The organism is Microbacterium sp. AG790 (assembly GCF_003634765.1).
In the GTDB taxonomy this organism is placed as follows: domain Bacteria; phylum Actinomycetota; class Actinomycetes; order Actinomycetales; family Microbacteriaceae; genus Microbacterium.
Map to the genome: position 1 here is coordinate 92,688 of NZ_RBWZ01000008.1, position 22,035 is coordinate 114,722.

23 protein-coding genes are annotated in these 22,035 nt (G+C 67.6%); 14 read left to right on the forward strand and 9 right to left on the reverse strand.

The window, feature by feature from the left end:
• Nucleotides 1-66: 66 nt before the first annotated feature.
• The 5 genes from erpA (at nt 67) to DEU37_RS08330 (ending at nt 4,549) form a co-directional block, all read left to right on the forward strand.
• On the forward strand, nt 67-438 hold the full coding sequence (erpA, locus tag DEU37_RS08310) for an iron-sulfur cluster insertion protein ErpA (RefSeq protein ID WP_036287992.1): 372 nt from the start codon (nt 67-69) through the stop codon (nt 436-438).
• 132 nt (nt 439-570) lie between these two features.
• Nucleotides 571-1,476: a cytochrome c oxidase subunit II gene (coxB, locus tag DEU37_RS08315; protein WP_121190186.1), complete on the forward strand. Its 906-nt coding sequence runs from the start codon at nt 571-573 to the stop codon at nt 1,474-1,476.
• Nucleotides 1,476-3,239, forward strand: a complete 1,764-nt coding sequence (gene ctaD, locus DEU37_RS08320; protein ID WP_121190188.1) for a cytochrome c oxidase subunit I — start codon at nt 1,476-1,478, stop codon at nt 3,237-3,239. Before coxB ends, ctaD begins: the two co-directional genes overlap by 1 nt.
• Nucleotides 3,240-3,674, forward strand: coding sequence for a cytochrome c oxidase subunit 4 (locus DEU37_RS08325; RefSeq protein WP_005049192.1), 435 nt, complete (start codon nt 3,240-3,242; stop codon nt 3,672-3,674).
• 20 nt (nt 3,675-3,694) lie between these two features.
• Nucleotides 3,695-4,549, forward strand: a complete 855-nt coding sequence (locus DEU37_RS08330) for a PP2C family serine/threonine-protein phosphatase (protein ID WP_259457210.1) — start codon at nt 3,695-3,697, stop codon at nt 4,547-4,549.
• On the opposite strand, the gene DEU37_RS08335 is transcribed toward DEU37_RS08330, so the two are convergent.
• The 5 genes from DEU37_RS08335 to DEU37_RS08355 all read right to left on the reverse strand — a co-directional run bounded on the left by DEU37_RS08335 (nt 4,530) and on the right by DEU37_RS08355 (nt 9,442).
• On the reverse strand, nt 4,530-4,937 hold the full coding sequence (locus tag DEU37_RS08335) for a rhodanese-like domain-containing protein (protein WP_121190189.1): 408 nt from the start codon (nt 4,935-4,937) through the stop codon (nt 4,530-4,532). The two genes, DEU37_RS08330 and DEU37_RS08335, sit on opposite strands and share 20 nt — an antisense overlap.
• Nucleotides 4,938-5,023: 86 nt before the next feature.
• Complete coding sequence (locus DEU37_RS08340; RefSeq protein WP_121190191.1) at nt 5,024-6,850, reverse strand: cytochrome bc complex cytochrome b subunit; 1,827 nt, start codon at nt 6,848-6,850, stop codon at nt 5,024-5,026.
• Nucleotides 6,847-7,926, reverse strand: a complete 1,080-nt coding sequence (locus DEU37_RS08345) for a ubiquinol-cytochrome c reductase iron-sulfur subunit (protein ID WP_121190193.1) — start codon at nt 7,924-7,926, stop codon at nt 6,847-6,849. The genes DEU37_RS08340 and DEU37_RS08345 overlap by 4 nt, the downstream gene beginning before the upstream one ends.
• A 46-nt stretch (nt 7,927-7,972) precedes the next feature.
• Complete coding sequence (locus DEU37_RS08350) at nt 7,973-8,776, reverse strand: c-type cytochrome (RefSeq protein ID WP_121190195.1); 804 nt, start codon at nt 8,774-8,776, stop codon at nt 7,973-7,975.
• A gap of 21 nt (nt 8,777-8,797) precedes the next feature.
• The gene (locus DEU37_RS08355) at nt 8,798-9,442 is read right to left on the reverse strand and encodes a heme-copper oxidase subunit III (protein WP_005049205.1); all 645 of its coding nucleotides are present in this window, start codon (nt 9,440-9,442) and stop codon (nt 8,798-8,800) included.
• 121 nt (nt 9,443-9,563) lie between these two features.
• Between DEU37_RS08355 and trpD the strand changes: the two genes are divergently transcribed.
• The 3 genes from trpD (at nt 9,564) to DEU37_RS08370 (ending at nt 12,273) form a co-directional block, all read left to right on the forward strand.
• A complete protein-coding gene (trpD, locus tag DEU37_RS08360) occupies nt 9,564-10,625 on the forward strand; it encodes an anthranilate phosphoribosyltransferase (RefSeq protein ID WP_121190197.1) in 1,062 nt (353 codons plus the stop codon).
• Between the two features lie 95 nt (nt 10,626-10,720).
• Nucleotides 10,721-11,212 (forward strand): hypothetical protein, encoded by a 492-nt coding sequence (locus tag DEU37_RS08365; RefSeq protein ID WP_005049210.1) that lies wholly within the window; start codon nt 10,721-10,723, stop codon nt 11,210-11,212.
• Nucleotides 11,213-11,286: 74 nt separating this feature from the next.
• A complete protein-coding gene (locus DEU37_RS08370; RefSeq protein ID WP_121190199.1) occupies nt 11,287-12,273 on the forward strand; it encodes a PHP domain-containing protein in 987 nt (328 codons plus the stop codon).
• A 3-nt stretch (nt 12,274-12,276) separates the two neighbouring features.
• On the opposite strand, the gene DEU37_RS08375 is transcribed toward DEU37_RS08370, so the two are convergent.
• The 3 genes from DEU37_RS08375 to DEU37_RS08385 form a co-directional block, all read right to left on the reverse strand.
• Complete coding sequence (locus DEU37_RS08375; protein WP_121190201.1) at nt 12,277-13,191, reverse strand: 5'-3' exonuclease; 915 nt, start codon at nt 13,189-13,191, stop codon at nt 12,277-12,279.
• 51 nt (nt 13,192-13,242) lie between these two features.
• Nucleotides 13,243-13,704 (reverse strand): hypothetical protein, encoded by a 462-nt coding sequence (locus DEU37_RS15080; RefSeq protein WP_259457211.1) that lies wholly within the window; start codon nt 13,702-13,704, stop codon nt 13,243-13,245.
• 290 nt (nt 13,705-13,994) lie between these two features.
• Complete coding sequence (locus tag DEU37_RS08385; protein WP_147424863.1) at nt 13,995-14,498, reverse strand: hypothetical protein; 504 nt, start codon at nt 14,496-14,498, stop codon at nt 13,995-13,997.
• Nucleotides 14,499-14,627: 129 nt separating this feature from the next.
• On the opposite strand from DEU37_RS08385, the gene DEU37_RS08390 reads away from it, so the two are divergent.
• From DEU37_RS08390 to coaE, 6 genes are all read left to right on the forward strand, one after another.
• Nucleotides 14,628-15,059, forward strand: coding sequence for a YchJ family protein (locus DEU37_RS08390; protein WP_259457212.1), 432 nt, complete (start codon nt 14,628-14,630; stop codon nt 15,057-15,059).
• 9 nt (nt 15,060-15,068) lie between these two features.
• A complete protein-coding gene (locus tag DEU37_RS08395) occupies nt 15,069-16,079 on the forward strand; it encodes a cation diffusion facilitator family transporter (protein ID WP_183043634.1) in 1,011 nt (336 codons plus the stop codon).
• A 217-nt stretch (nt 16,080-16,296) separates the two neighbouring features.
• Nucleotides 16,297-17,748, forward strand: a complete 1,452-nt coding sequence (gene rpsA, locus DEU37_RS08400; protein ID WP_005049227.1) for a 30S ribosomal protein S1 — start codon at nt 16,297-16,299, stop codon at nt 17,746-17,748.
• Between the two features lie 104 nt (nt 17,749-17,852).
• Nucleotides 17,853-19,547 (forward strand): cell wall metabolism sensor histidine kinase WalK, encoded by a 1,695-nt coding sequence (locus tag DEU37_RS08405; RefSeq protein WP_121190208.1) that lies wholly within the window; start codon nt 17,853-17,855, stop codon nt 19,545-19,547.
• Complete coding sequence (locus tag DEU37_RS08410) at nt 19,544-20,743, forward strand: diguanylate cyclase (protein ID WP_121190210.1); 1,200 nt, start codon at nt 19,544-19,546, stop codon at nt 20,741-20,743. Before DEU37_RS08405 ends, DEU37_RS08410 begins: the two co-directional genes overlap by 4 nt.
• Nucleotides 20,744-20,745: 2 nt before the next feature.
• Entirely contained in the window at nt 20,746-21,348 is a 603-nt protein-coding gene (gene coaE / locus DEU37_RS08415) for a dephospho-CoA kinase (protein ID WP_121190211.1), read from the forward strand.
• A 9-nt stretch (nt 21,349-21,357) separates the two neighbouring features.
• On the opposite strand, the gene DEU37_RS08420 is transcribed toward coaE, so the two are convergent.
• Nucleotides 21,358-21,963, reverse strand: a complete 606-nt coding sequence (locus tag DEU37_RS08420) for a DUF4126 domain-containing protein (protein WP_121190213.1) — start codon at nt 21,961-21,963, stop codon at nt 21,358-21,360.
• Nucleotides 21,964-22,035 lie beyond the last annotated feature (72 nt).

Consider the following 22,035-nt stretch of genomic DNA (forward strand, 5'->3'; position numbering starts at 1 on the left):
CGTAGAATCGAGCACGACCCGCCGTCTGATAACGGCTTCGATCATCACGAGGTTCCGGAGAGTGCCATGACCGACATCGCCACCAACACCCCCGTCGAGGCCACCACGGCTGCGCACGGCGTTCTCCTGACGGACGCTGCGGCCGAGAAGGTGAAGAACCTCCTTCAGCAGGAGGGTCGCGACGACCTGCGTCTGCGCGTCGCGGTGCAGCCGGGCGGATGCTCGGGTCTGATCTACCAGCTCTACTTCGACGAGCGCTTCCTCGACGGCGATCAGGCCGTCGACTTCGACGGCGTCGAGGTCATCGTCGACGACATGTCCGTGCCGTACCTGGATGGCGCGACCATCGACTTCAAGGACACGATCTCCGAGCAGGGCTTCACGATCGACAACCCCAACGCCGCGGGCAGCTGCGCCTGCGGCGACAGCTTCCACTGATACGGGCGTCGCTGGTCAGGCCGGAAAAACCCCTCCGATAGTGGCAGACATCCTGGGCGGATGGCCTGAATCGGGTGGGAGCTTGCCTTAGACTGAACGGTGTTCGACCTTCATGACCCCGAAAGGTGCACCGTGCGCGTCAAACGCCGACTCCGGCTCGCCGTCATCCCGATCGGGATCGCCTCGGCGATCACCCTCGCGGGATGCACTCCCACCGAGCTGAACGGCTTCCTGCCGGGCTTCACCGACGATGGCACGCAAGCCACGAACCACACCGAGATGGTGTCGGGTCTGTGGGTGAACTCCTGGATCGTCCTCCTGGTGGTCGGCATCATCACCTGGTCGCTCATGGGGTGGGCGGCGATCGCCTATCGTCGCCGTCGCGGACAGCGTGGACTGCCGGTGCAGCTGCGGTACAACATGCCCGTCGAGATCTTCTACACGGTCGTTCCGCTGATCCTCGTGCTCGGCTTCTTCGCTTTCACGGCGCGCGACCAGGCGGTGCTCGAGACGCAGTACGACAACCCCGACGTCTGCGTGACGGCGATCGGCAAGCAGTGGGCCTGGGACTTCCAGTACAACGACGACCAGGCCGACTGCCAGGCCGGCGACAACGCCGTGTGGACGATGGGTGTTCAGGCCCAGACCGACGCCCAGGGCAACATCACCAGCGATCTGCCGACCCTGGTCCTGCCGGTCAATGAGAAGGTCAAGATCAAGCTGACCTCCCGCGACGTCATCCACTCCTTCTGGATCGTCGACTTCCTCTACAAGAAGGACATGTACATCGGGAAGGACAACTACTGGTCCTTCATCCCGACGCGCGTGGGTGAATACGACGGCAAGTGCGCCGAGCTCTGCGGCCAGTACCACTCGATGATGCTCTTCAAGGTCAAGGTCGTCGAGCCGGCCGAGTACCAGCAGTACCTCGCAGGCCTGCGCGCCGCTGGTCAGACCGGCGACATCAACAAGGCCTACGACCGGCTGCAGAACTTCCCGGGCACGGGAGCCCCCGTCGAATCTGAGGGACAACACTGATGGCGACCACGCTTCCTCTCCAGGGCGAGACCTCCGCGCGCCCCACCACGCTGCCCCCGCGTCAGGCGGCTCTGATGAGCTCCACGCGCGTGGGACAGAAGGGCAACATCATCGTCAAGTGGATCACCTCCACTGACCACAAGACGATCGGGTACATGTACCTCATCGCGTCGGTGATCTTCTTCCTCCTCGGCGGCGTGATGGCGCTGATCATCCGAGCCGAACTGTTCGAGCCGGGAATGCAGATCCTTCCGACGAAGGAGCAGTACAACCAGCTGTTCACGATGCACGGCACGATCATGCTGCTCATGTTCGCGACGCCGCTGTTCGCCGGATTCGCCAACGCGATCCTGCCGTTGCAGATCGGCGCCCCGGACGTGGCGTTCCCGCGTCTGAACGCGTTCGCGCTGTGGCTGTTCATCTTCGGATCGGTGATCGCCGTCGCCGGCTTCTTGACTCCTCAGGGTGCGGCCGCGTTCGGGTGGTTCGCCTATCAGCCCTTGGCGGGAGCATCGTTCTCGCCCGGCGCCGGTGGCAATCTTTGGATGCTCGGACTCGGCATGTCCGGTTTCGGCACCATCCTCGGCGCGGTGAACTTCATCACCACGATCATCACGATGCGCGCGCCCGGCATGACGATGTGGCGCCTGCCGATCTTCTCGTGGAACACGCTCGTCACGAGCATCCTGATCCTGATGGCGTTCCCCGTGCTGGCCGCAGCCATCCTGGCGGCGGCAGCCGACCGCGTTCTCGGCGCCCACATCTACGACCCGGCCAACGGCGGCGTGCTGCTGTGGCAGCACCTCTTCTGGTTCTTCGGGCACCCCGAGGTCTACATCATCGCCTTGCCGTTCTTCGGCATCGTCTCCGAGATCTTCCCGGTGTTCAGCCGCAAGCCGATCTTCGGCTACAAGACGCTTGTCTACGCGACCATCGCCATCGCGGCGCTGTCGGTCTCGGTGTGGGCTCACCACATGTACGTGACCGGATCGGTGCTGTTGCCGTTCTTCGCTCTCATGACGATGCTGATCGCGGTGCCGACGGGCGTGAAGATCTTCAACTGGATCGGTACCCTGTGGCGTGGGTCGGTGACGTTCGAGACTCCGATGGTGTTCTCGCTCGGCTTCCTGGTCTCGTTCGTCTTCGGTGGTCTGACCGGTGTGATCCTCGCGTCGCCGCCGCTGGACTTCCACCTCTCCGACTCCTACTTCGTCGTCGCCCACTTCCACTACGTGGTCTTCGGCACCGTTGTGTTCGCGATGTTCGCCGGCTTCTACTTCTGGTGGCCCAAGTGGACGGGGCGCATGCTGAACGAGCGACTCGGCATGGTCCATTTCTGGATGCTGTTCGTCGGCTTCCACATGACGTTCCTCATCCAGCACTGGCTGGGCGTCGACGGCATGGTGCGTCGTTATGCCGACTACTCGGCAGCGGACGGCTGGACCTGGCAGAACCAGGTGTCGACGATCGGCGCGATGATTCTCGGAGCTTCGATGATCCCGTTCTTCCTGAACGTCTGGATCACCTCGCGCAAGGCACCACGCGTCACGGTCAACGATCCCTGGGGCTACGGTGGATCGCTCGAGTGGGCCACCAGCTGCCCGCCGCCGCGTCACAACTTCACCTCCATTCCGCGCATCCGCAGCGAGCGCCCTGCCTTCGATCTCAACCACCCCGAAGCAGCGCTCCCGGTCGGTGTCGGGCCGGCGAAGGATGCCCCCGATGCTCCCGTCATGGACACGGCCGAGGGGAAGGTCAAGTAAGTGAAGACCAACGTCAACCTCTGGTGGATCCTCTCCGGATTCTTCTTCCTCTGCTTCGCCCTGTACACGGGGTGGAACATCATCGAGCACTCCGACCGTCAGTGGTTCCACGCGATCGAGTGGGTCGGTAGCGTCGCGCTGCTGTTCACGGTCTTCATGGCCGCGATGATCGGCTTCTACGTCGACCGCGTGCACCGCGCGCAGGGCGGCGAGCTGCCCGAGGACTCGCTGACGGCCGACATCGATGACGGCGACCCCGAGATGGGTGAGTTCAGCCCGTGGTCGTGGTGGCCGCTGGTGCTCGCATTCTCTGCGGCGCTCGGCATCCTGGGACTTGCTGTCGGGACCTTCCTGCTCCCGATCGGCCTCGGCGTGTTCGTGGTCGCCATCGTGGGCTGGGTCTTCGAGTACTACCGCGGGTACTTCGCACGCTGAACGGTGCCGGTTCTGCGGTGATGGCTCTCTCGTTGCGGGCCGGCGTCTCCAGTGACGTCGGCCCGTTTCGTGATGTCAATCAGGATGCCGCGTTCGTCGCGTCGTGGGGTGCGGGCGTCGCGGACGGTGTCGGCGGCGGCCCCGCCGGTGATCTCGCATCGGCGGCTTTCGTCCACCGGCTCGTCGCAGGGGGCTGGACGGAGGGGGATGCTGCAGAGCTCGCCACGCGGCTGCACGTGGCGAACGGGGATCTGGGAGCGCACGTGCGGCGTGATCCCTCGTTGGCGGGAATGGCGACCACGTTCACCGGGATCTGGTTCGGCCGCGACGGCACTCTTCTTCTTGCACACACCGGTGATTCTCGGGGCTATCTCCTTCGCGCGGGGCGACTGATGCGTCAGACCCGTGACGACTCCTTCGTCCAGGTGCTCGTCGATCAGGGGTTAGTGACGGAGATGGACGCGATGACGCATCCTCGCCGCAACATCATCACCGCCTCGCTCCGCGGTGAGCCGTCGGACGCGGTCAGCGTCACCTCGCACGAGCCGGTGGAAGCAGATCGCTGGCTGCTGTGCAGCGACGGGGTCAGCGACTACCTGCCGGACGATGCGATCGGAGAGATCCTGCGGGACGTGGATAGACGAGATGACGCGGCTGAGATCATCGTCGCCGCGGCTCTGCAGGCGGGCTCCCGTGACAAATGTCACCGCTGTCGTAGCCGATATCTGCAAGGGCGCTCCGACAGAGAGTGTCGTGGTGTTCGCCGGGGCGGCCACGCAGCGCTTCAGAGAAGACGCGAAGCCGCTCGCCGGCTGAGCCAGCCCGTAACGACGGTCTTCCACGCGTCAGCCAGCGTCACCGTCGCACGTACATGACCTGCGGGTCGAACACGCGGGGGAGCGCACCCTGAGCGTTCTCGGTGGGCAGTCCCTCGCGCACCCAGTACTCGTACCCGCCGATCATCTCCTTCACGGCGTAGCCGAGTCGGGCGAACTCCACGGCGCCTTTTGCGCCGGCATTGCAGCCGGGGCTCCAGCAGTACACGACCACCGGCGTCGTCAGGGGGATCTCCTTCGCCGCACGCTGAGCGATCTCGCGGTAGGGCATGTGGATGGCTCCGACGGGGTGGCCCTGGGCCCAGGCGTCGTCGCTGCGCACGTCGACGAGCGCGAAGTCCGCCCCGGTGCGCTGCGCCGCGTAGACGTCCGAGGCATCGGTCTCGTGTGCGAGCTTGCCGGCGAAATAGGAGAGGGGATCGGTCATGTCTCGACGCTACGCGAACGACGAAGCGGCGAGGAGGACCGGAACGGTCACTCCTCGCCGCTTGACTGCCAGCCTGCGCGGCCGGGTCAGTGCTTGTCTTTCGCGTCCTTCGCGTCGTCGTCCGGGACGATGACGTTCGAGGGGCGAACGGCGGTCTCGCTCCGGTGACCGTCGTCGATCGGGTGGTGCGGTGCCTCGCCGACTCCGGCACGCTCGTGCATGCCCTGGATCTCGGCATCCTCCTCGGCGGCGATGTGATCCAGCGTGTGGTGCTGGTGCGCGCGCGCCTCCTCGAGCTCAGCCTGGGTGACGGGAGCGAGGCGGTCCTCGAAGAACCAGCGCGACAGCGAAGCGCGGAAGTTCTCGTGCCAAGGAATGCGGCCCTGGTCGTTCGGGCGCACCACGAGCGGCTGGTTCGTCTCGAAGTCGACGAGCTTGACGATCTCGTACTGGTCGACCGGCTGGTGGACCTCGATGTACTCGCCGCCCGGAAGGCGGACGATGCGGCCGGACTCGTAACCGTGGAGCGCGATCTCCCGGTCCTTCTTCTGGAGGGCGATGCACAGACGCTTCGTGATGAAGTACGCGAGCACCGGCCCGACGAACAACAGCGCCTGCAGCGTGTGGATGACGCCTTCCATCGTGAGCCAGAAGTGGGTGGCGATGATGTCCGAGGATGCCGCGGCCCACAGCACCGCGTAGAAGGTGACGCCGGCGGCACCGATCGCGGTGCGCGTCGCGGCGTTGCGCGGGCGCTGGGCGATGTGGTGCTCGCGCTTGTCGCCGGTGATCCACGCCTCGATGAACGGGTACAGCATCACGATCACGATGAACAGACCGAGCGCCGTCAGCGGGATGAGGATGTTGAACGACCAGGTGTGGTCCCACAGGACGAACTCGAGGTGCGGCGGCACGAGACGCAGCGCGCCGTCGGCGAAGCCGATGTACCAGTCGGGCTGCGTACCCGCCGAGACCGGGGACGGGTCGTAAGGGCCGTAGTTCCAGATCGGGTTGATCGTGAACAGCGACGCGATCAGCACGATCACGCCGAACGTGATGAAGAAGAAGCCGCCCATCTTCGACATGTAGACCGGAACCATCGGGAAGCCCACGACGTTGCTGTTCGTGCGGCCAGGACCGGCGAACTGGGTGTGCTTGTTGACGATCATCAGCATGAGGTGCACCGCGAGCAGTGCCACGAGGATCGCGGGCAGGAGCAGGATGTGCAGCGTGTACAGGCGGCCGACGATCTGAGTGCCCGGGAACTCACCACCGAACAACAGGAACGAGGTCCAGGTGCCGATGACCGGGATGCCCTTGACCATGCCGTCGATGATGCGCAGGCCGTTGCCGGAGAGCAGGTCGTCGGGCAGCGAGTAGCCGGTGAAGCCCTCGGCCATGGCGAGGATGAAGAGGATGAAGCCGATCACCCAGTTCAGCTCGCGCGGCTTGCGGAACGCTCCGGTGAAGAACACGCGGAGCATGTGCACACCGATACCGGCGACGAACACGAGAGCCGCCCAGTGGTGGATCTGGCGCACCAGGAGGCCACCACGGATGTCGAACGAGAGCCGCAGCGCCGAGTCGAGCGCCGCAGACATCTCCACGCCGCGCAGCGGGACGAATGCCCCGTCGTAGTGCGTCTCGACCATGGACGCCTGGAAGAAGAACGTGAGGAACGTCCCCGACAGCAGGACGACGACGAAGCTCCACAGTGCGATCTCGCCGAGCATGAACGACCAGTGGTCCGGGAAGATCTTGCGCCCCAGCTCCTTGACGAGGCCCGAGATGCTGGTGCGCTCGTCGAGGTAGTTCGCCGCGCCGGCGACGAAGCGGCCGCCCAGCGGCTTCTCATCGCGGGTGGTCGGAGGCGTGGTGTCAGGGCCTGTCTCGGTGACAGTCGCGGTGCTCAATGGCGCTCCCAGAAGCTCGGGCCGACGGGTTCGGTGAAGTCGCTCTGCGCGATGAGGTAGCCCTCGGAGTCGACGGTGATCGGCAGCTGCGGCAGCGGGCGGGCGGCCGGTCCGAAGATCACGGCGGCGCCGTGGGTCACGTCGAACTGCGACTGGTGGCAGGGGCAGAGCAGGTGGTGCGTCTGCTGTTCGTAGAGCGCAACCGGGCAGCCGACGTGCGTGCAGACCTTCGAATACGCCACGATGCCGTTGTACGACCAGCTCTTGCGGTCTTCGGCTTCGACGATCTGCTCGGGCAGCATCCTCATGAGCAGGACGATCGCCTTCGCCTTCTCCTCGAGGTAGCCGTCACTGTGGCTGAGCTCGGCGAGCGACTGCGGGATCACATGCACCGCGGATCCCAGGGTGAGGTCCGCCGCACGGATCGGCTCACCCGTCGGGTCGTGCGCAAGGCGCTCGCCCTTCTTCCACATCGTGTGGCTGAGGAGGGCGACCGGATCTCCGGCGATCGGGTGCTCGGGGCTGGACTCGGGCGCCAGACCGCGGAAGAGGGTGATACCCGGCAGCACCGAGGCGACGAGAGCGGCGATCAGGGATCCGCGGATGGCGGTGCGGCGTCCGAACCCGGACTCCTCGTTCGCCTCGCGGAACACCGCGATGGCGCCCTCTCGTGTGACGTCGCGCCCGCGCGTGGCATGACGGGGCTCGATGTACTCCTTGTCGCTCATCACGGCCTTGGACCAGTGGATCGCACCGATGCCGATAGCGAGCAGCGCGAGTGCGATGCCCAACCCGATGAACAGGTTGTTGTGGCGGATGTCGACGATCTGACCGCTCTCGATCGGGAAGAGCATGTAGGCGGCGACCGCCCAGATGCTGCCCGCGAGGGACAGGTAGAACAGCGTGTAAACCGTGCGGACGGCGCGCTGCATCGCGGCCGGATCCTTGTCGGTGATGCGCTCCCGGTGCGGCGGGAGGCCCGGGTTCTGCACGGGGTCGGGGACGGCGACGGCGAGCCCGGGGGAGGGCTTCCATGAAGCCCTCTCGTGCTCGAGTGCGTCTTCCTCGTGTGCCATGTCTCGTCCGTTCCCTACGTCAGTGCCGTTGTCCACGTGTGCCCGATCAGTTCGACTTCGCCGTGATCCACACGGTGATGCCGATGAGCGCGCCGATGCCGAAGATCCAGATGAACAGACCCTCCGAGACCGGACCGAGCGAGCCGAGGTTGAAACCGCCGGCCGACTCGTTCTCCTGCAGGTACATCAGCGACGAGATGATGTCGCGCTTCTCGTCCGGAGTGATGGTCATGTTGTTGAAGACCGGCATGTTCTGCGGTCCCGTGACCATGGCCGCGTAGATGTGCAGCGGGCTGGTCTTGGTGAGTGCCGGGGCGTACTTGCCCTCGGTGAGTGCTCCACCGGCGGCGGCGACGTTGTGGCACATGGCGCAGTTGACGCGGAAGAGCTCGGCGCCGTTGGCGACGTCGCCCTTGCCGTCGAGGATGCGTGCGTCGGGGTAGGTCGGGCCGGGTGCCACGGACTGGACCCAGGAGGCGATCGCGCGGATCTGGTCTTCGGTGAACTGCACCGGCTTCTGCGGTGCCTGCGGCCCCTGCATCTGCAGCGGCATGCGTCCCGTCGACATCTGGAACTCGACAGCCAGCTCGCCGACGCCGTACAGCGACGGGCCGTCCGCGGTGCCTTCCATGTTGAGGCCGTGGCACGTGGCGCAGTTGGCCTGGAAGAGCTTCTTGCCGTCGTCGACGGTGAGAGTGGTGGACGACGCGGACGCGGGCTCCGTCGCGGCCATCGCCGCCGACGCGCCGGCATAGACGCCGCCGGTGACGAGAAGGCCGATGCCGATGAGCGCGGCGGCAGCCCACTTGCTGCGACGACCGGTCTTCTGCCGGGTGGTCTTGGTTGCCATGGAGGAACTCAGCTCCGCTTCTTACTTGACGACGTAGATGACGAAGAACAGGACGATCCACACCACGTCGACGAAGTGCCAGTAGTACGAGACGACGATCGCAGACGTCATCTCCTTGCGTCCGAAGTTCTTGACGGCGTAGGCGCGACCGATGACGAGGAGGAAGGCCAGGAGGCCACCCGTCACGTGCAGCGCGTGGAAACCGGTGGTGATGTAGAAGGCCGACGCGTACGAGCTCGCGCTGATCGGCATGCCCTCTGCGACGAGCGTGGCGTACTCCCACACCTGGCCGGAGACGAAGACGGCACCCATCACGAAGGTGAGGAAGAACCACTCGACCATTCCCCACTGGCGGAACTGCCAGATGGAGCCGCGACGGTAGGGCTGGAAGCGTTCGGCGGCGAACACACCGGCCTGGGCGGTGAACGAGGACAGCACCAGGATGCCGGTGTTCACGGCCGCGAACGGCACGTTGAGGTCGCCGGTGCTGGCGGCCCACAGGTCGGGGGAGGCGTTGCGCAGCGTGAAGTAGATCGCGAAGAGACCCGCGAAGAACATGACCTCGCTGCCGAGCCACACGATGGTGCCGACGGCGACCGGATCCGGCCGCTTGACGGAACGCAAGGCTTGGGAATAGGTCGCTGGAGTGGTCGTCACGCTCCCCATTATGGCTGATTTCACAGCCGGTTTTCGCATCACTGAAGGTGCGTTCGACTTTCGGGGGGATTGGAGGGCCCTTCGGGCGCGCCGGGAGTTGGCTGGCAGAGTGCCGATAGGATCGGGGCTCATGGCGGAGCTCTATTCCTGGCCCGAAATCCTCACTGCCGTGCTCGAGCGGCGCGACCTCAGCGTGTCGGAGTCGACGTGGGCCATGCGGCAGGTGATGCAGGGCACGGCGACCCCGTCGCAGCTCGGCGGATTCCTGCTCGCCCTGCGTGCGAAGGGGGAGACGGTCGACGAGATCGTGGGCTTCCGTGACGCGATCCTCGAGGCGGCGTTGCCCCTGCCCGTGTCGGCCGACGTGCTCGACATCGTCGGCACCGGGGGAGACCGATTCGGCACCGTCAACATCTCGACCATGTCGGCGATTGTGGCCGCTGCGACCGGTATCCCGGTGGTCAAGCACGGCAACCGCGCTGCCAGTTCGGCTTCGGGCTCCTCCGATGTGCTCGGCGCGCTCGGCATCGACCTCGCTCTGTCTCCTGAGCGGGTCGCCGAGGTCCTGGCCGAGGCCGGCATCACGTTCGCGTTCGCGTCCGCCTTCCATCCCGGCTTCCGTCACGCGGGACCGACGCGAGCGGAACTGGGCGTGCCCACCGTCTTCAACTTCCTCGGACCGCTCTGCAACCCCGCTCGCGCCGAGGCCAATGCCGTCGGGGTCGCCGCTCTCGATCGCGTCCCTCTGATCACCGGCGTCTTCCAGACGCGCGGAGCCACGGCGTTGGTCTTCCGCGGGGACGACGGTCTGGACGAACTCACGACCACCGGTCACAGCCGTGTGTGGGAGATCAGCCGGGGCGACATCCACGAGCACGACCTCGATCCGCGAGACCTCGGCATCCCGTTGGCGGATATCGACGACCTGCTCGGCGGCGATGCACAGCACAACGCCGAGGTGGTGCGGCGGGTGCTCGACGGGCAGAAGGGTGCTGTGCGCGACATCGTCCTGCTCAACGCGGCGGCGGGCATCGTCTCCTACGACCTGTTCCGCGATTCCACGCAGGTGCAGTTGCCGATCGTCGAGCGCCTCGCCGACGCTCGCGACCGCGCGGCGTCCGCGATCGACGACGGCTCGGCTCGCGGCGTCCTCGACCGCTGGGTCGAGGCAACGACACGCGCTGTGGACTGACCACAGGGTTTTCTCCGGCCCGTCCCCCTGGTCTCCGTTCTCATGAGAGCGATACCGTGAGGCAACAGCACGGCACCGAAGAGAGGACCCCCGCCATGTCAGAGAACATCGCCACCGCCGACACCCTTGAACCCCCGCAGAAGAAGGTCGGCTTCGTCAAGATCGCCGGCATCCTCGGCATCCTCGGCGGCATTGCGCTGATCGTGGTGGGTCTTGTCGTCTGGCTCACGGTGTCCAGCCAGCTGCGCGCGGAGAACATCACGGTGCCCGACGACGCGATGGCCTTCCAGGGGCAGACCGTCCAGGGCCCGTTCACCGCGTACGTGCAGGCCGACATCATCCAGCACCACGCGCTGAAGGCGTCGGGCGGTAAGACCTACGCCGAACTCGACAGGGAGGATCCGGTGCGCGCGACCATGATGAACGCGTCGTTCCTGCGCGCCTCGCTGTTCACCTCCGTCGTCTCGTTCGGTGTCGCCGCCTTCGCGATGGGGGTGGGGATCCTGTCCATCCTCTTCGGCGCGGCCCTCACTCGGCTGGCCTCGGTGCCCGTCGTCGTGCGGCGGTCTGCCGTCATTCGGTCCTGACGCCTCACAGATCGTCCGCTTGGAACGGGCTCGCGCACCGCGCGGGCCCGTTCCGCTGTCATGATGGCGTGCAGATGAAGCCGATCGACGCGCTGCGGGAGATCGCGACGCTGCTCGAGCGCGAGCGGGCGTCGCGATACCGCTCCGCCGCCTTCCGTGCGGCCGCGGCAGCGATCGAGCACCTCTCGGACGACGAGCTCCGCGATGCCGCGAGCCTTCGACGGCGCAAGGGCATCGGCGACTCGTCCTTCCGAGCGATTCAGGAGGCGCTGGCCGGCGACGTGCCCGCGTACCTCGCGCAGTTGCGAGACCGCTTGGATCCGGCACGCTCTACGCTGCGGGCGATGCTGCACGGCGACCTGCACTGTCACTCGAACTGGTCGGACGGTACGACATCGATCGGAGAGATGGTCGAGGCGGGGCGCGCCCTCGGTCACGAGTACCTCGCGCTGACGGATCATTCGCCGCGTCTGCGTGTGGCCAATGGGTTGAGCGCGCAGCGGCTGCGTGCCCAGCTGGAAGAGGTGCCGCAGTTCTGCGACGACCGCTTCACACTGCTCAGCGGCATCGAGGTGGACATCCTCGACGACGGACGTCTCGATCAGGAGCGTGCCCTGCTCGCACGGCTGGACGTGGTCGTCGCCTCGGTGCACTCGAAGCTGCGCATGGAGTCTCCGGCGATGACCCGCCGTCTGGTGGCCGCTGTTTCGTCGGGCCAGGCGCATGTGCTCGGCCACGTGACGGGCCGGCTCGTGCGCGGGGAGCGGGGCACCAGGCCGCCTTCCACCTTCGATGCGCGCGCGGTGTTCGCGGCCTGCGCGGCTCACGACGTCGCGGTGGAGATCAATGCGCGACCGGAGCGTGAGGATCCACCCGCGGGGCTCATCGCTCTCGCCCTGGCCGAGGGGTGCCTGTTCTCCCTCGACTCCGACGCGCACGCGCCCGGCCAACTCGGTCTGCTCGATGAGGGGGCCGCTCGTGCAGAGCGAGCGGGCGTGCCGCCGGAGCGGGTCATCACGACGTGGCCGCTCGATCGGTTGCGCGCGTGGCTCGCGCGCTGATCGTCAGGCGCGGGCGGTGATCGCGGCGATCGCGCGGGCGAGCGGCGCACCGAGGTTCCACTCGGCATCCACGCGCGCGGTCGCAGCGGGGTCGGGGGAGCGCAGCGGCGCTCCGACGGCGGGAAGATCGAGAGTGCGGACGACCTCGACGACCCGAGGCGCGACCGCGAGGTAGTCGGTCGCAGCGAGGATCTTCGCCCGAACGCTCGCGGACAGGCCGCCGCGGGCGGCTTCGCTGAGGATGCCGGCGAGGTCACCGTGAGCGGCGAGGAGGGCCGCAGCCGTCTTCTCCCCGATGCCGGCGACGCCCGGCAGACCATCGGAGGCGTCGCCGCGCAGGACAGCGAAGTCGGCGTACTGGCTTGCGAGCACTCCGTACTTCTCGACGACGGCAGCGTCGTCGAGCACGTCGAGCTTGCTCATGCCGCGTCCGGTGTAGATGACGCGCACCGACCGTGTGTCGTCGACGAGTTGGAAGAGGTCGCGGTCGCCCGTCACGACGTCCACGGCGCCCGCGTGCTGCGTCGCGTAGCTGGCGATGACGTCGTCGGCCTCATGGTCGGCATGTCCGACGACAGGGATGCCGAGAACTGCCAGCTCGTCGCGGATGACGGGGATCTGGGCCGTGAGCGGATCGGGGACCTCTTCGATGTCGGTGTCGTCGGCGACGACCTCGGCGACACGGTGCGTTTTGTATGTGGGGATGAGATCGACCCGCCACTGCGGACGCCAGTCGTCGTCCCAACAGGCGATGACGTGGGTCGGCTCGTACGCGGACACCAGCTTCGCGATCATGTCGAGCAGCCCGCGCGCGGCGTTGACCGATGTGCCGTCGGGTGCTTTCACGGTATCCGGCACGCCGTAGAAGGCGCGGAAGTAGAGAGAAGCGGTGTCGAGGAGCATCAGGCGATCGGCCACGCGCTCATCCTGTCACGGGGTTCTGGCACGATGTTGGGAGCTCGTGCGGGGTCAGCAGCCGGGGCCGCGTGGATTCTCGAGACAGGTCTTGTCGACGAGCGCGGTCTTGACGTCGACGATCTGCAGCGTCGTCGCGCCGGCGGCGATATCGAGGAGGCCGGGTACGTCGATCCAGCCGTTGCCGAAGTTCGCCTGCGCCGCGTAGCGGACCGTCGCCGTCGCCGTGTAAGTGCCGCGCGCGGCGTAGGCGTGACTCGTGTCGGTGGCGCTGAACTGCGCGCGCCCGAGCTCCGCCCAGGTTCGGCCGCCCGTGGCGCTGTCCCGCGACGTGCCGTCGCCGTAGATGAAAAGGTACGAGGCCGGTGTGAAACGGACCGTGACCGGAAGATCGAAGAGCGTTCCCGCCTGTTCATGAACTCCCGCCGTCGCAACGAAGTTCATCGGCATGCCGACGATGCCCACCCCGTCGGGTTCGTCGACGAACGGCGCGGATGCCGGGGCGAACGACGCCACGTCGGTGAGGGTCGGCCGCAACACCGAGACCGAGTAGTTGCCGCGGCACAGGCTGTCGGTGCACGCCGGCGGGGGCGGCGCCGGAACGGACTCCGAGCCTCCGTCGTCACCGCGAGAACCGCCGGACCCTCCGGAGCCGCCCGGACGCGTCGCCCCGATCTCGACCGATGATCCCGTGTTCGAGATTGAGGGGCAGGCGCCCTGCCACCCGCTCCCGCATTCTGCACCGCTCGAAAGCACTGCATTAGGTGTCGTGGCGAGGAGCGTGGCGACAGCGGCAGCAGCAATCACTAGCAAAGCGGTGATCCTTCCCTTCCGCTGATGTTCGCAATGAGGGGAGTTCGGTGACCGGTAAGCACACGTACCGTGAGGGGTTGCACTGGCGGCCGATCCGGAGAAACTCTGGACTGCCCGTCAGCGTCTGTGAGCGTGATCTGACTGACATCTGCGCACACGAGCAGTTGGACCTCGTCGCTAGTAGAGGTGGTGGAGGCCTCGACGGAAACCACTTGGGTTGATCCGCCAACGGTGAGTCCCTGCGACCGCAGCGAGTTGAACTCGGCCCGCGCCTTGTCGTTCGCATCACCGGTCGTGAGCTCGTACACCGCCTCGAACGTCTCTGGCTTCGCCAAGTCCACCTTGTTCAGAGCATCGACGTAGGCGCGGTAGGTCGCTTCGGCGGCGGCGAAGGCCTCGGCATCCGAGGAGAAGGCCGTGGCGCTCGTGCTCGGCGAGGGTGACGGCGCACCTTGCGGCGTGCACCCGACGATGCTCCCGGTCACCGCGATCGCCATCATCGCCGACAGTACGTGTCCTCGCCTCGACATGCCCTCCACGGTAACGACCGCGCCGCGCGCTCACCGCTGTTTTCCACAGCGTCACGCTCGACTCTGCGGCGTGAGGCCGCGTCGTAGAGTCGAGGGATGTCCTTCGGCGCCGCGTCACTGCCACGAGGCCGTCGTCCCGTCGCGGACTCACCGTGCCCGTGCGGAAGCGGCAGCGCGTTTTCCGGATGCTGCGGCCCGCTTCTCGACGGTGTCGCGGCACCGACGGCGGAGAGGCTCATGCGCTCGCGGTTCACGGCGTTCGCGCTCGGTGACGCCGCTCATCTGTTGGCTTCGTGGCACCCCGCCACTCGGCCCGACCGACTGGAGCTCGACGAGGACCTGCGATGGGAGCGGCTCGACATCGACGCCGCCGAGGGTCGTGAGGACGACGTCCGCGCCACGGTCGCGTTCCGGGCATCGTGGCGCGAGCGCGGCACCGGCGCGCGCGGCGTTCTCGCCGAGCGGAGCCGCTTCCGCCGTCTCGATGGTCGTTGGCTGTACATCGACGGCGTCATCAACCCCGCGTAGCGTGTGAGCATGGCGCCCCCGCGATCGTCCCGCCGTGCGGCGCTCCCCGCACCCGCAGCCCCGACCGGGGAAGCGGAGTCGTTGCTGACGGTGCTCATCGCCCTCGGCGCGAACCTCCTCGTGGCGATCGCGAAGACCGTCGCGGCGATACTCACCGGGGCGGCGAGCATGCTCGCCGAGGCCGCGCACTCGTGGGCGGATGCCGGCAACGAGATCTTCCTCTTCGTCGCGACGCGCCGGTCGGCGCGTCCGCGCGACGCGCGGCATCCCACGGGCTACGGCAGAGAAGCGTATGTGTGGTCACTGTTCGCCGCCTTCGGGCTGTTCGCGGTCGGCGCCGGTGTCTCGATCATGCACGGCGTGCAGGAGCTGTTCGCGCCCGAGCCGGCCGGTCTGTTCGGCGTTTCCTACGCCGTTCTCGGCGTCGCGTTCATCCTGGAAGGCGTCTCCTTCCTGCAGGCGCTGCGCCAGTCGCGCCGGCGCGCGCGGGAGAGCGCGAAGGACGTGCTGGAGTACGTGATGAACACCTCCGACCCGACGCTGCGCGCGGTGTTCTTCGAGGATGCTGCGGCGCTGATCGGACTGGTGATCGCCTTCCTCGGCATCCTGTTGCATCAGCTCACCGGCTCGGCCGCTCCCGATGCCATCGGATCGATCCTCGTCGGCGTGCTGCTGGCCGTGGTCGCCATCGTGCTGATCCGGCAGAACCGCCGCTTCCTCGTCGGCGTCGCGGTCGAGCCGCGGGTGCGGGCCGCCGCGCTGCAGCGTCTGCTGGAACAGGCCGAGATCGCGCAGATCACCTACCTGCACATCGAATACGTCGGCCCCGGACGGGTGTTCGTCGTCGCCGCCGTCGACCTCGTGGGCGACATCGCCGAACATGCGGTCGCCGCCCAGCTGAACGCCGTCGAGGATCGTCTGGCTGAGAGTCCGCGCGTCGCGTGGGCGGTGCTCACGCTGTCGCGACCGGGGGCTCCGGGGTTGGATCCGACGGACCCCGCCGACCCGCTGCGGGGTTGAGGTGACGCCGCGGCGCCGCCGCGCGAGCACACCCGCGATGACACGGCGATTCTGATACCCTGGAGTGTCATTCGTGTGGCGCTGTGCCGCGCGCTCATGACACGCAATCCCTGACCGACCGCTCCGGCGGGGCATTCGTTCGTCTTCGTCCGTGTGCCGTCCCGCGATCATCTCGCGCCGGAGCCCGACATCCAACCCAACAAGGACAACCCACTACATGACTACCGCAACGACCGCCCCGGCCACCAAGCAGGTCGCCATCAACGACATCGGATCTGCTGAGGACTTCCTGGCCGCGGTCGAGAAGACCCTCAAGTTCTTCAACGACGGCGACCTCATCGAAGGCACCGTCGTGAAGATCGACCGCGACGAGGTCCTCCTCGACGTCGGGTACAAGACCGAGGGTGTCATCCCCTCGCGCGAGCTTTCCATCAAGCACGACGTCGACCCCAACGAGGTCGTCAAGGTCGGCGACGAGGTCGAAGCCCTCGTTCTCCAGAAGGAGGACAAGGAAGGCCGCCTCATCCTCTCCAAGAAGCGCGCGCAGTACGAGCGTGCCTGGGGTGACGTCGAGAAGATCAAGGAGAACGACGGTGTCGTCACCGGTTCCGTGATCGAGGTCGTCAAGGGTGGTCTCATCGTCGACATCGGCCTGCGCGGCTTCCTGCCCGCGTCGCTCATCGAGCTGCGCCGCGTCCGCGACCTCACGCCGTACCTCGGCCAGGAGATCGAGGCGAAGATCCTCGAGCTCGACAAGAACCGCAACAACGTCGTTCTCTCGCGCCGCGCCCTGCTCGAGCAGACGCAGTCCGAGTCGCGCACGACGTTCCTCAACAACCTGCACAAGGGTCAGGTCCGCAAGGGTGTCGTCTCGTCGATCGTCAACTTCGGTGCGTTCGTCGACCTCGGCGGCGTCGACGGTCTCGTCCACGTGTCGGAGCTGTCCTGGAAGCACATCGAGCACGCCTCCGAGGTCGTCGAGGTGGGCCAGGAGGTCACCGTCGAGATCCTCGAGGTCGACCTCGACCGCGAGCGCGTCTCCCTGTCGCTGAAGGCGACGCAGGAGGACCCGTGGCAGGTCTTCGCCCGCACGCACGCGATCGGTCAGGTCGCACCGGGCAAGGTCACCAAGCTCGTCCCCTTCGGTGCGTTCGTTCGCGTCGCGGACGGCATCGAGGGCCTCGTGCACATCTCGGAGCTCTCCGGCAAGCACGTCGAGCTCGCCGAGCAGGTCGTGTCGGTCGGCGAAGAGGTCTTCGTCAAGATCATCGACATCGACCTCGAGCGTCGTCGCATCTCGCTCTCGCTCAAGCAGGCGAACGAGTCGGTCGACCCCAACGGCACCGAGTTCGACCCGGCGCTGTACGGCATGGCGACCGAGTACGACGAGAACGGCGAGTACAAGTACCCCGAGGGCTTCGACCCCGAGTCGGGTGCCTGGCTCGAGGGCTTCGACGCCCAGCGCGAGAAGTGGGAGCAGGAGTACGCCGCTGCCCAGGCTCGCTGGGAGGCGCACAAGCTCGCCGTCGCCAAGACGCTCGAGGCCGAGGCTGCCGCTCCGATCGAGACCGGCGGATCGTCGTTCTCGTCCGACTCCTCGAACGGCGGCGGAACGCTGGCCGACGACGAGGCTCTCGCGGCTCTGCGCGAGAAGCTGTCGGGCCGCTGAGCCGCACCGCATTCGCACAGGGCCGTCGCCCCGGATCCGTCCGGGCGGCGGCCCTGTGCCGTCGCATCCTGCCGTCGCGCGCTCCCCGGCTGTAACGTCATCCCATGGCGAGCACCCCGAGCCCCACCGGTCCCGCAGACGGCCGTATTCGCGGCCAACTGCGCGACCGCGCCGCGGCGAGCAATCAGCTCGTGCTGTGCGCCGTCGTCGGCGTGCTGTTCTTCATCGGCATCGCCACGGCGTCCCTCACCAATGGCGGTCTCTTCGGGATCGCGGTGCTGCTCGTGGTCCTCGGAGGAGTGGCCGGCCTTGCCGTACCCTGGTCGCGCTTGCCGCCGTACGCCGTGATCGTCCTTCCGGTCGTCGATATCGTCGCCATCGCCCTCATGCGCATCGCCGAACCGAACGCTGCTTTCGGGTTGCTGTGGGTGTTTCCGGCGATGTGGCTGTCGGTGATCGGCCGCGCCGGCTTCGCGATCTCGGTGGTCGGCATCCCCGTCGTGTTTTGGTGCATCCTCTGGACCGGGGCATCGCCGGCGGGGACATATTCGGTGGTTCTCCTTCCGGTCGTCATCGTCGCCGTCAGCGTCGCCTGCTATTCGTCTTCGCGCCGTTTCCGCGCGCAGCGGACGCTGTTGGACCGTCAGGCGGTGCGCGCGTCGGCGGCGCACCGCGAGGCGCTGCGTCAGGAGCAGCTGGTCAGCGAAGTCCTCGACACGGTCGACTTCGGAGTCATCCGCCTTTCCGCCGCGGGCGAGGTGGTTCTCGAGAACGATGCGCTCCTGCGCTTCGGCCGCATACCCGGTTTCCTTCCCGGCGGCGTCGGCGACGCTGCCGTCACCGACGAGAAGCTGGTGCCCCTCGACCCTCAGCAGCATCCTCTGGTGCGTCTGCAACGCCAGGAGTCGTTCGACGATGTCGTCTTGTGGTTCGCGCTGCCCGACGGTCGTCGACGCGCGTTCGCCTTCGCCGGGCGCCACCTCACGGATCACAACGGCGCCCCGGCCGGAGCGGTGCTGATCGCGCGCGACGTCACGGCGGAGCGTGACGCCCAGCGCGTGCGTGATGACCTGGTTGCGTCGGTCTCGCACGAGCTACGCACCCCCCTGACGTCGATACTCGGGTATCTCGAGCTGGTCCTCGACGGCGGCGGACTCTCGGATGCCGCGCGCAGGCACGTCGATACCGCGTACCGCAATAGCGAGCGGCTGCTCGGCATCGTCACCGACATCCTGTCGGCGTCGTCGCGGTCGGGATCATCGATCGACACCCGGCTGCATCCCCGCTCCGTCGACATGACCGAAATCGTCCGGGCCGCGGCGGCGGGGCTGATGCCGGTCGCAGAGGATCGCTTCGTCGCTCTGCGCGTAGAGCAGTCGGGTGTGGCGCAGGCGTACGCCGACCCCGCCCGCATCCGACAGGTGGTCGACAACCTCATCGCGAATGCCGTGAAGTTCAATCGCGACGGTGGTCGTGTGACGGCATCCACCTCGACGGACGGCGTGCACACGACCGTCCGCGTCGCCGACACGGGTATCGGGATGGCCCCCGACGCGGCCGCGAGGGTGTTCGAGCGGTTCTTCCGAGCGGCCCCCTCCGTGCCGGGCAACGGCTTGGGGTTGACGATCACACGCGATCTGGTCGCCGCTCACGGCGGGACCATCGCCGTCGATTCGACCGCGGGAGAGGGAAGCGTCTTCACGGTGGTGCTGCCGGCGACGCGCGAGGTCTTCGAGCAGGAGGCGTCCGCTGGACACCCGCCCGGGCCCGCAGGGCGCACCGAGGAGGATGAGGCATGAACCTCGATCTGTTCAGCGTGACGGTCATGACGGCCATCGTTGCTTCGGTCGCCAGTCTGACGTTCATCCTCGATACGCTGCTGCGGCGCGACACCGGCCCCGGACGGCTGTGGGCGGTGGCGTTCTTCTGCGGACTGGCGACGACGCTCGCCTACATGGCGTGGTCCGCGGGCGTCGGCGGCGCGGTATCGGTCGCTGCCGGTAACGCGCTGTTCGTTTCGGTACCGGGATTCATGCTGCTCGGATGCCGGCGGTTCAACGACCGCTCCGTCCTGATACCTGCTGTGGTCGTCGGCTTGCTCGCGGTGGTCACCTTCGTCGCCCCGCTGATCGAGTATCCGACGCGGGGGAGCTGGGGTGGCTGGTGGGCGATGGCGGCATCGCTCGTGCTGCTCTTCGGCAGCGGAGCAGCCGAGTCGCTGCGCAGCCCCATGCGCGGCCTGCGCAGTGCGTGGGCCCTGTCGATCGTACTTGCGGCAGCGGGACTGTTCTACGCGGTGCGCCTCGTCGTCTTCGCGGTGCTCGGTCCGCAGAGCGAGCTGTTCTCGCGCTGGCTCGGCTCCCTCAGCGCGAACATCGCCACGGTGGTCCTGACGATGGTCGCGGCGATCGTGATGTCGGTCCTGCGCTCGCAGCGCACGACGCGGCAGCGCTACGAGTGGCTGACGTCCAACGGCGTCGCCGCTGACGGCGTCATGCTCCCGCGGACCTTCTCCGGAGCCCTCGCCGACATCGTGGAGAGGGCGTCGTGGCGACAAGAGGGCATCGCTGTCATCGTGCTGCGCGCCGACGGACTCGACCAGATCGGCGACGCCTTCGGCGGCGACGTGGTCGACACGATCTCGGCCGCGTGCCGTCATGCGGCCCGCTCCTATGCACCCGCCGCGGCTCTGGTCGGTGAGGACGGCGACGGGCAGCTCGTCATCTGCACACTGGCCGAATCGACCGCCGACGCCCGACGGGTCGGCAGTGCGCTCTTCCGGGGCGCCATCGACGAGCTCACCGCGGTCGTTCACGGCCGTCTCGCGTCGGTGGGCGTGGGCGTGGGACTCACCTCCTCCCTCGGTTACGACGCGGGCATCCTCATGAGCGCCGCGCGCTCGGCGGCACTGCGCGCGGCACGCATCGCGGAGGCCTCTGTCTTCGTCGCCGCGCCGTCCATCGGTGTGGCCGACGCCGACGTGGCATCCTCATAGGCATGCCCCTTCTCGCGTTGACCGGCGGCATCGCCTCCGGCAAGTCGACCGTCGCACGCCTGCTCGCCCAGCACGGCGCGGTCATCGTCGACGCCGACGCCATCGTCCGAGAGCTGCAAACGCCCGGTTCCCCGGTGCTCGAGCAGATCGCCGCCGCGTTCGGTCCTGCGGTGATCGCCGCCGACGGCAGCCTCGAGCGTGCGGCGTTGGGAGCGATCGTCTTCTCCGACGACGACGCCCGCCGCCGCCTCAACGCCATCGTCCATCCGGCCGTCGCGGCAGAATCCGCTCGACGGTTCGCTGCGGCCTTCGCCGCCGATCCCGGTGCGGTCGTGGTCTACGACGTCCCGCTGCTCGTCGAGGCCCGTGCCGACGACCCGTGGGATCTGATCGTCGTGACGCAGGCCCCGGCATCCCTGCGGGAAGAGCGCCTCGTCTCTCTCCGCGGACTCACCACCGACGAGGCCCGCGCACGGTTGGCGTCGCAGGTCGACGATGCCGCACGGCTGGCCATCGCCGACGTCGTCATCGACACCGCCGGGTCGCTGGCCGAGACGTCCGCTCAGGTGCAAGCCCTGTGGGCGCGTCTGCACGCGCAGCCCTGAGGCGCGGCATCACGGGAGCGGTGCGGAGGCGACGGACGGCCGTGCACGACGGCGTCGACGGCGCAGCAGGAGCACGGCCGACACCACCAGAGCGACGATGAGCGCGCCGGCCAGCACAGGCGCGAAGATCGCTGCCACGATGAGCGCGCCCGCCGACACGTCCTCTGCCGCGGAGAGGACGGGGGCGGCGACGCCTGCCGTGGCCACATTGGCGAGGGGGCGCACCGACGCCTTGAGGGCGTGCAGTGCCAGCGCGATCACGACACCGATGACGATGGGCGCCCACGTGGCGCCGGCGAAGAGGGTCGGGTCGTCGACGCGCACCGTCTGCGCGCTCGATCCGGCGCCGAAGGCGATGCCCCCGGATGCCGGGCGCACCACCGTCTGAAGGACGTCGTTCACAGAGTCCACCGCGGGAACCTTGTCGGCCACGATCTCGACGATGAGCAGGACACCGGTGATCCAGAGTGCGACGTCGCTGGAAAGCCACGACCAGGATGCCGGCAGGTCGATCACCGGCACGACACGGTCCAACAGCCCCAGCGCGAACAGCGGCATCCATGCATTCAGCCCGGCGGCCGCGGCGAGGCCGGACCCGACGAGGAACTCCAGCATGGCTCCAGGGTACGGGGCCGAGTGAGCGTGTCGCCTCCGGGCCGCTCGGCGGCAACGGGGACGCCGAGGGCG

What these genes read in the sequence shown, in the direction of transcription:
- erpA (WP_036287992.1), top strand. Translation starts at nt 67, where the DNA reads ATGACCGACATCGCCACCAACACCCCCGTCGAGGCCACCACGGCTGCG.
- ctaD (WP_121190188.1), top strand. Translation starts at nt 1,476, where the DNA reads ATGGCGACCACGCTTCCTCTCCAGGGCGAGACCTCCGCGCGCCCCACC.
- DEU37_RS08330 (WP_259457210.1), top strand. Translation starts at nt 3,695, where the DNA reads ATGGCTCTCTCGTTGCGGGCCGGCGTCTCCAGTGACGTCGGCCCGTTT.
- DEU37_RS08335 (WP_121190189.1), bottom strand. Translation starts at nt 4,937, where the DNA reads ATGACCGATCCCCTCTCCTATTTCGCCGGCAAGCTCGCACACGAGACC.
- DEU37_RS08345 (WP_121190193.1), bottom strand. Translation starts at nt 7,926, where the DNA reads ATGGCACACGAGGAAGACGCACTCGAGCACGAGAGGGCTTCATGGAAG.
- DEU37_RS08350 (WP_121190195.1), bottom strand. Translation starts at nt 8,776, where the DNA reads ATGGCAACCAAGACCACCCGGCAGAAGACCGGTCGTCGCAGCAAGTGG.
- DEU37_RS08355 (WP_005049205.1), bottom strand. Translation starts at nt 9,442, where the DNA reads ATGGGGAGCGTGACGACCACTCCAGCGACCTATTCCCAAGCCTTGCGT.
- trpD (WP_121190197.1), top strand. Translation starts at nt 9,564, where the DNA reads ATGGCGGAGCTCTATTCCTGGCCCGAAATCCTCACTGCCGTGCTCGAG.
- DEU37_RS08365 (WP_005049210.1), top strand. Translation starts at nt 10,721, where the DNA reads ATGTCAGAGAACATCGCCACCGCCGACACCCTTGAACCCCCGCAGAAG.
- DEU37_RS08370 (WP_121190199.1), top strand. Translation starts at nt 11,287, where the DNA reads ATGAAGCCGATCGACGCGCTGCGGGAGATCGCGACGCTGCTCGAGCGC.
- DEU37_RS08385 (WP_147424863.1), bottom strand. Translation starts at nt 14,498, where the DNA reads ATGGCGATCGCGGTGACCGGGAGCATCGTCGGGTGCACGCCGCAAGGT.
- DEU37_RS08390 (WP_259457212.1), top strand. Translation starts at nt 14,628, where the DNA reads ATGTCCTTCGGCGCCGCGTCACTGCCACGAGGCCGTCGTCCCGTCGCG.
- DEU37_RS08395 (WP_183043634.1), top strand. Translation starts at nt 15,069, where the DNA reads ATGGCGCCCCCGCGATCGTCCCGCCGTGCGGCGCTCCCCGCACCCGCA.
- rpsA (WP_005049227.1), top strand. Translation starts at nt 16,297, where the DNA reads ATGACTACCGCAACGACCGCCCCGGCCACCAAGCAGGTCGCCATCAAC.
- DEU37_RS08405 (WP_121190208.1), top strand. Translation starts at nt 17,853, where the DNA reads ATGGCGAGCACCCCGAGCCCCACCGGTCCCGCAGACGGCCGTATTCGC.
- DEU37_RS08410 (WP_121190210.1), top strand. Translation starts at nt 19,544, where the DNA reads ATGAACCTCGATCTGTTCAGCGTGACGGTCATGACGGCCATCGTTGCT.
- coaE (WP_121190211.1), top strand. Translation starts at nt 20,746, where the DNA reads ATGCCCCTTCTCGCGTTGACCGGCGGCATCGCCTCCGGCAAGTCGACC.
- DEU37_RS08420 (WP_121190213.1), bottom strand. Translation starts at nt 21,963, where the DNA reads ATGCTGGAGTTCCTCGTCGGGTCCGGCCTCGCCGCGGCCGCCGGGCTG.